General features: G+C 71.3%; 4 protein-coding genes and 2 pseudogenes. All 6 read left to right on the forward strand.

Going from position 1 to position 7,485, the window contains the following annotated elements; genetic code table 11:
• Nucleotides 1–699: pseudogene (locus tag AC1DU6_RS14530) on the forward strand (phage tail protein); the annotation flags it as partial.
• Nucleotides 700–729: 30 nt separating this feature from the next.
• On the forward strand, nt 730–1,041 hold the full coding sequence (locus AC1DU6_RS14535) for a hypothetical protein (RefSeq protein WP_056197028.1): 312 nt from the start codon (nt 730–732) through the stop codon (nt 1,039–1,041).
• Nucleotides 1,042–1,049: 8 nt separating this feature from the next.
• The gene (locus AC1DU6_RS14540; RefSeq protein ID WP_056197026.1) at nt 1,050–1,265 is read left to right on the forward strand and encodes a hypothetical protein; all 216 of its coding nucleotides are present in this window, start codon (nt 1,050–1,052) and stop codon (nt 1,263–1,265) included.
• Nucleotides 1,262–2,176, forward strand: a complete 915-nt coding sequence (locus tag AC1DU6_RS14545; RefSeq protein ID WP_056197024.1) for a hypothetical protein — start codon at nt 1,262–1,264, stop codon at nt 2,174–2,176. The genes AC1DU6_RS14540 and AC1DU6_RS14545 overlap by 4 nt, the downstream gene beginning before the upstream one ends.
• A gap of 12 nt (nt 2,177–2,188) precedes the next feature.
• Nucleotides 2,189–4,069 carry a hypothetical protein gene (locus AC1DU6_RS14550; protein ID WP_477857912.1) on the forward strand — a complete coding sequence of 627 codons (1,881 nt, stop codon included), beginning with the start codon at nt 2,189–2,191 and terminating at the stop codon, nt 4,067–4,069.
• Between the two features lie 16 nt (nt 4,070–4,085).
• Nucleotides 4,086–7,485 (forward strand): annotated as a pseudogene (locus tag AC1DU6_RS14555) (hypothetical protein); the annotation flags it as partial.

Below are 7,485 nucleotides of genomic sequence, written 5' to 3' on the forward strand. Positions count from 1 at the left end.
GTGAGCCTCGGCCGCGTCATCGTGCTGGAGGACTTCCGCCTGCGCCGCACCCTGGCCACGCTGCTGGGCATCGACCTGGAGCGCAGCGACGACCCGCTGCTGCCCGGCCTCGTCGTCTCCGGCAATTCCTTCGTCGGTGACACGCTAACCCTGGGTGACGCCGACGATGCCGAGGCCCGCCGCGAGTTCCTGGCGCTGTTCGGCGAGGAGATCGACTCCGAAGCCGAGCGCGAGACCGTCGCCAGCGTCTACGAGCGCACCGCCCACCGCGCCACCATCCTCGTGCACGAAGGGCTGGACGCCGACCTGATCGCGATGGTTCGCAACCTCGCCGAAGAGATCGCGCCGGCCCATGTCCTCGTCAAGGTGATGGCCGCTCGCGAGCCCTTCATGGTCGGCATCGCTGCCCTCGTCGGCGTGGACAGCTATCTGCGCGCGCCGGTGCCGCTGGAGGTGGCGCGCATCAGTCGCAGCGGCGTTGGCCGCGGCGACCGCATCACCGGTGGCGGTGCGCTGGACTGGCGGCTGGACGACAGCGCCGGCCTGGTCGCCTTTGACGGAGCACCACGCGCCCATCTGGACGCCGCTGCCATCGGCAGCCCGGGCGGCAATCTGCTGCTCGACGGCCGCCGCTCCGAACCCCCGCCCGACGGCGTGATCGCGCGCTGGCGCTTCACGCGACTTTCTGCCCCCGAATAACCCAGCCTCAACCTCCCAAGGAGTGCCACCATGGCCAAGCTCGAAATCAACGTTCCCTTCGAAACCGACCAGCCAACCGTCGTCGTCGAGGTCGACCCGCGCAGCCCGCTGGCGCGCGGCCGGCACAAGTTCCAGCTCGAGGTCATCGACGACTCGGGCAATGTCTCGCTGCCCGACGTGGTCGACGTCATCGTGGCCGACCGCGAGCGCCCGACCGCCGTGATCGCCGGCCCGCAGGTCGCCGACCTCGGCAAGAACTTCGAGCTCAATGGCTCCAAGTCCTTCGACATCGGCGGTGTCATCAAGAGCTACCGCTACACCTATCTCGGCCCCGTGCGGTGAGACCCGCCATGGCCGTGCTGCCTGTCGGCAAGCCACTGGAGCAGGAGAAACCGGTGCTGCTGGTCGAGAACAAGCTCGCGGCCGGCAAGCACCGCTTCACCCTCGTCGTCATCAACGACCAGGGCGTGGAGAGCGAGCCGGTGTCGCTGGACGTGAGCGTGGAAACCGGCCTGATCGTGCCGCGGCGCCCGGTGACGCCGATTGACAGAGGACTGATCCCATGAACGCCCTCGATGAAGTCGATGCCCTGGAAGCCGCCGATCGCCTGGACCGGCCCGACCGCCCCTTCTACGACACCGGCGTACTGCTGGGCAGCGACGACTTCCGCGACGAGCAGACCTACCACCGCTCCCGCCTGGCGCGCGCCCTGGCCTACCTGGCCGGTGCCGGCACGCTGATCGGACTCAAGGCCGAGGCGGTCGCCAACGAAGCAGGCACCGAGCACGAGCTCAAGGTCGGCGCCGGCCTGGCCATCGACCGCCTGGGCCGCCTTATCGAAGTACCGCGCTCCTGGTGCGTGCGCCTGGAACCCTGGTTCCTGGCGCAATCGGCCGACGCGCTGCGTGCCGCTCATGGCGCCCAAGGCATCGTGGCCGACCTCTTCCTGCGCTTCACACCCCAGGCCCGCGGCCGCACGCCCAGCTTCGCGCAAGGCGCCTTCGACGCCACCGACGCCCTCGTGCCCAACCGCGTGCGCGACGCTTTCCGACTTGAGCTGGTGCTGCGGCCCGACGCGAAAGACGCGCCGGCCACCGACTTCCTGCCCCGCTCGCGCTTCCAGGCCGTGAGGGCGCTGGCCCCGGCCGACCGGCCCGACGCGCTGCGCGAGGCCTTGCTCGACGGCTGGAACGACGCCACCAACCCGCACGCCCACGACCTCGCCCGTCCCGACGGCGAGGCCTTGCCGCCCCTGCCCGAACACGGCGCGGCGGCCGACGGCTCGGACTCGCTGGCCGACCCGACCTCGCTTTTCCTCGCGCGACTGCTGATCCCCACCGTCGAAGCGCCGGCCGCCGTGCCCGCCGGCACGCGCCCCACGCCGGTCTTCACGGCGCTGGACGCCGCCCACATCGACAACACCAGCCGCCGTTTCGCCTATCCCGCCGATGCGCTGGCGGCCGTCTTCGGTATTTGATTGGAGACCGCCATGGCCATCCAGAAAGCCCCCCAGGTCTCATTCGGTGCCGCCAGTGGCACCCAGCGCACCGTCGTCAGCGTGGACACCGCCCGCGCTCTGCGCGAGGCCAACCTGATGGTGGAGGAGTCGCACCGCGTGCGGCCGCGCTGGTTTGACGGCAAATTCCTGGCCGCGCGCGACCTGACCCGCGAGCAGTCCTATTTCCTGGCCCGCCAGGCAGGCTTCGCGCGGGCGCTGGGCGCGGGCGTGGTCGAGGGGCTGGAGGTCTCCCAGGGCAGCGTGGCGACCGAGCTGCAGGTCAGCCCGGGCTTTGGCTACACGACGGCCGGCGAGCTGGTCGCGCTGACCGGACCGGTGCGGGTGTCGCTGGCCCAGCTCTTCCAGCTGCAGACGCTGGCCCAGCAGCTCAGCGGCAAGAAGAAGCTGCTCATCCCGCCGCTGCGCAATCGCACCGGCATCTTCGTGCTGGGCCTGCGCGCGCTGGAGTTCAGCGCCAACCCGGTCTCCAGCTACCCGACCGGCCTGGATGCCGAACGCACCGTGGAGCCGGGCGACATCGTCGAGGCCAGCGCGCTGACGCTGCATTACGTGGCCGACGCGCCCGGCGACCGCGCCGACGCCCTGCGCGGTGAACTGGCGCGCGAGGTCTTCGTGCAGCAGGCCGGCCCCAGCCTGCCGGCCGAGACCCTGGCCTTGGCACTCGTCGCCCTGACCGGCGACACGGTGCGCTGGATCGACGTCCACCTCGCCCGCCGCACCGCCGGCCAGTCGCACGCCGACGTGCTCGGCTTCGGCTTTGCGCCGCGCCTGCTGCGCGAGGCCCACCTGGCCCAGTACCAGGCGCAGCTGGACGACGTCATGAAGCGGCCCCTGGGCGGACGGCCCAGCGCCGCCCAGTTCTTCTCCGCCCTGCCGGCCGCGGGACCCCTGCCAGCCGCGGCCGTCAACACGGCGGACTTCAGCCAGAGCTGGCTGCCCGCCGGCATCGATGCTGAGCTGACGTTGGTGCCGCAGGACGAGATCGCCATGCTGGTCGAGGAGTCGCTGACCCTGCCGCCCATCGACCTGCAACTGGCCGCCGAGGCGCAGGCCTCGACCTTCGTCAGCATCCTCGTGCCCGTGCCCCGCGAGGCCCTGGCGCAACGGGCGCGCGAGTTGCAGCAGCGACTCACGCGCGCCCTGGTCGTACCTGCCACGCGGCTGGCCCTCAGGCGTTCACCGGCGGAGTCGCTGCGCCTGCTAGAGAACACGCGACTGGTGAAGACCGGGCTGTTCCCGCCGCCGGCCATCACCGACCCCGTCGACACCGCCTGGGCCAGCCTCGTCAACGCCCAGACCACCCTCTGGTATGCCCGGCGGCGCAATGTGTCGCTACGCCCCGAGGTGGAAGGCGTGGCCGTCGCCGTCATCAACGAAGGCCCCAACCCCGACAACATCATCCGCGAGCGTTTCAAGGCATTGGGTGAAACGGAACGCGTGGACAAGCTGCTCGCCCGCTCCGACTCGCTGGCGCGCGCCGAGGCGGTCAAGCTGCTGTCCGCCACCAAGTTCTCAGAGCCGCTGATGGCTCACGCCGCGCTGGCGCAGTTGGAGGCGCACAAGACCATGGACGAAGCCGCAGTAGCCGAGGTCGCCACGGCGCTGAACACGCCGGGCGTAGCAGACGGCCTGGCCAAGCTGGCCGCCCAGCGCCCCGACCTGCTGGAAGACAAGGAGGCCCTGCACAAGCTCGCCGGCAGCGAACAGCTGCTCGACATGGGCCGCACGCTTTCGCGCAGCAGCGGCCAGGAGGCGCAGCGCCTGTCGGCCGACATCAAAGTGCCGGCGCGCGGCAAGGCCAATCTCGACAAGGTGCTGGCAGCGCGCTTCATGCCTGCCAAGCCGCGTTGAACCGGAGCCCATCACCATGGCCAGCGACCGCAGCACCCCCGCCCTGGACGGCGCGCGCATCGTCGCGCTGAAGGTCACGCCGCCGGCCGGCACCGGCCAAGGGCAGCGACTTGCCCTGGGCTCCGGCGAGATCGCCGTGGCCGTGCAGCCCCGCCTGTCCAGCCGCACCGCGCCCGATGGCGAGCGGCGCATGAACGCCTTCGCCGGCCGTGCCCTGACCGCGCCGCTGCTGGAGGCCGAGCAGAACCAGCGGGCGCGCCGCATCGCCCTGCTCAATCGCGCCCTCAGCGCCGGCGTGGTCGAGGGCCTGGCCCTGGCTTTCGATGACGACGCCATCGCGCCCATCGCCAGCGCCGCCGCGCCGCTGCCCGAAGGTGGTCTGGATCTCGACAGCGCGCGCCGCATCACCATCGAGCCCGGCATGGCGCTCAGTGCAGGCGGCGAGGAGGTCATCGTCCCCGCGGCCTTCTCCTTCGACCTGCTGGACCTGCCCGTCGTCGCACCGCCCTGGCTGCTGTCCAATGCCGACCCGGCGCCCGCCATGCCGGCAGACGCCGACGGCAGCGTGCTGTTCGCCCGCGCCACCGGCCGCAGCCTGCGCACCCTGCTGGCCGCCGGGCGGCCGCTGCCGCAGGTGGGCATCGTCGTGCTGGAACCCATCGAGCACCGCGTCGTTCAAGGCGCCGATCCCTTCGACCAGTGCGAGCGCGACCTGGACGCCGAAGCCTTCGAGGATCAGGTGCGCCAGGACGCTACGCGCCCCGTCTTCTATGCCTGGCCCGACGAATGGCTGCCCCTGCCCGCGCCTGGCAACACCTGGCGCAATGCGCTGGCCCATGCCGTCTTCGCCCGCGAGGCCCAGCTGGGCAACAGCCAGAGCATGCCCTGGCATGCCAGCGGCGTGCCGCTGGCGCTGGTGGCCGTCAACACCGCCTGGCAGCCGCTGTTCGCCGATCGCGCCGCCGTCGCTCGCCTGGGTGGCCGGCCGCGCGCCGAGGCCAATGCCAGGCTCGGCGCCGGCACGCGCTTCCTGTGGCAGGCGCGCATCGACCAATTCACCGAGCACCTGACCGAAGCCGCCGCAGCGGGGGATGACACGGTGGCCCTGGGCGACCAGATGCTGACGCTGCCGCCCGCGGGCCTGCTGCCGCGCGACGCCGTCAACGCCCGCGCCGCCCGGCAGGTCTTCTTCCCCTCGACGCTCGACGTGGTTGCCCTGCCAGTGCCGATCGAGCAGCTGGACCTGGTGCTGGAAGCAGCGGCCGGACTCTCACCCATCGACCTCGCCGTGCGGGACAGCGTCTGCGTCTATGTGCCGGTGCCGCAGACCCTGTTCGACCCCAAGCTGCTGCTGACCGAAGTGGCCGACGCCGATCACAAGATCGCCGACGCCATCGAACGCCATGTGGACGACCGCGCCGACTGGCTGCGCCGCCGCCAGCGCCAGCGCAAGCAGCGCGAGGCGCTGAGCATCGCCGCCGAAGGCCCTGACAACACCGACACCGTGCCCGACCCGCAGGACGACCCGCTGCGCGTCGAGGACGAACGCCTGCAGCCCCTGCTGCCCGCGCCAGCCGGCCTGCTGCACCGYTCGGCSAACGTGCGCGGCCTGCACCAGCATTTCCTGGATCACGCCRCCGAGACCCTGGCCGTGSRMAAGGGCGAYGTGCTSTWCGCCTGGGTGCAGCTGGAYCGCGAGTTCCCGCCGCGCACGCTGATGCTGCAATGGCAGATCGCCRACAGCTGGGAACACCGCGCCTACTGGGGCGAAAACCTGATCGGCTGGGGCTTGGACGGCACGCCGTCGCGCCTGCAGCAGTCCACCGACCAGCCGCCCGCGGTCCCCACGCCGGGTCGCTGGCACCGGCTCGAGATCCCGGCTGCGGCGCTGGCGCTGGAAGACACGACCATCAGCGGCGTCGCCTTCACGCTCTACGACGGGCAGGCCCTGTTCGGCCCCGTGGGCGTGCTGCGCGACAACGCGGAGACCGTCTGGCTCGACCCGAAGACACGGGACTCGGGCACCCTGCGCGGCGAAGGCGAGTCCTGGGACTTCGTCGACCCGGGCGATGCCGACACAGCCTTCGAGAACGCCTACGACGCCAGCGCCAACGCGAAGGGCGAGCGCGAGTCCGCCGAACTGACCACGCTGCTGGCCGACCCGCTGATCGTCGGCCGCAAGCTCGCCCCCATCACCGGCGACGACAGCAAGCTCGACCCCACCGAGGCCGACGCCATCAAGCGCGGCTTCCAGCCCCTGGCTGCCCTGATCCAGGCGAACGGTCTGCGCCAGACGGTGGCCGACCTGTCCGGCCGCATCGACGAGGCGGACGACGCCGTCAACCTCGGCTACTTGCGCGTGCAGACCGACATGTACCGGCTGCGCCAGACGGTGCTCAAGCAGTCCCAGGCCAGCCGCTTCGCCGTCTCGCCCGCGCTGACCCAGATTGCCGACCTCGACAACGCCAGCGCCACACGCGAGCAGCTCTCGGACTTCTATGGCACGGTCAAGAGCGAGACCCAGCTGAAGCGCCCGGATGGTGCGACCGCGCCGCCGATCTTCCCCATCCGCACGCGCACCGGCGGCGTTGCGCCGGTCCCCATGTCGCGCGGCATCGCCCGGGCGGGCGCGGGCGTCGCCGAAAGCGCGGCGGCGCTGAACGTGACCAGCAATGTGGGCATCGGCAGGAGCGTCGGCGGCTTCATGACACCCGCGCCATCGCCGATCCGGGTCATTGAAACGCCCATCTCGGCCTTTACGCCCGTAGCGCCGCGCATCGGCGGCGTCATTGGTGGCGGAAGCATTGGCGGCATCATCGGCGGCCAGGTCGCGCTCGACCCGCACATCAATCTGGCGGGCCTGGTGCCGCTGGCCCCCGCGGCCACAGCGCCGCCGCCCAGCACCAAGGTCACCGACTCCTCGGCGCTGACCGGCAAGGCCGAGATCCGCACCACCTCCATCGCCTCGCGTCTGGAGCGCCCGCGGGCCATCGAGGCCAAGGACTTCACCGTGGCCACGCGGCTCGAAGTCATCAGCAAGCTCGCTGCGCTTGGCCTGGACCTGGACGAACTGGAGGTGCCCGGCATCGCGCAGAAGCAGACCGTCAACGGCGTGGTCAAGGAGTTCGACCCCGGCGGCCAGCCGCTGCGTGCCGCGCCGATCAAGCTCAGTGCGCTGCGCGTGCGCTTTGCCGACATCAGCTTCGACCCCGACCCGGAAGACAAGGCCCGGGATGAGTCGGCCTACTTCCTCGGCGGCGTGGATCTGTCGGACCACACCATCGCCGTACTGCGTGCCGCCGAAGGCATCGTGCGCAAATACCGCGACGCGTTGGCCCGCTGCCAGAAGTCCCTGGCGGCCATCGACGTGAGCCTGGGCGGGCTCGCCTCACGCCTGGCCCTGGTCGATCGCGAAC

Source organism: Roseateles sp. P5_B10, from assembly GCF_056400485.1.

What these genes read in the sequence shown, in the direction of transcription:
- AC1DU6_RS14535 (WP_056197028.1), top strand. Translation starts at nt 730, where the DNA reads ATGGCCAAGCTCGAAATCAACGTTCCCTTCGAAACCGACCAGCCAACC.
- AC1DU6_RS14545 (WP_056197024.1), top strand. Translation starts at nt 1,262, where the DNA reads ATGAACGCCCTCGATGAAGTCGATGCCCTGGAAGCCGCCGATCGCCTG.
- AC1DU6_RS14540 (WP_056197026.1), top strand. Translation starts at nt 1,050, where the DNA reads ATGGCCGTGCTGCCTGTCGGCAAGCCACTGGAGCAGGAGAAACCGGTG.
- AC1DU6_RS14550 (WP_477857912.1), top strand. Translation starts at nt 2,189, where the DNA reads ATGGCCATCCAGAAAGCCCCCCAGGTCTCATTCGGTGCCGCCAGTGGC.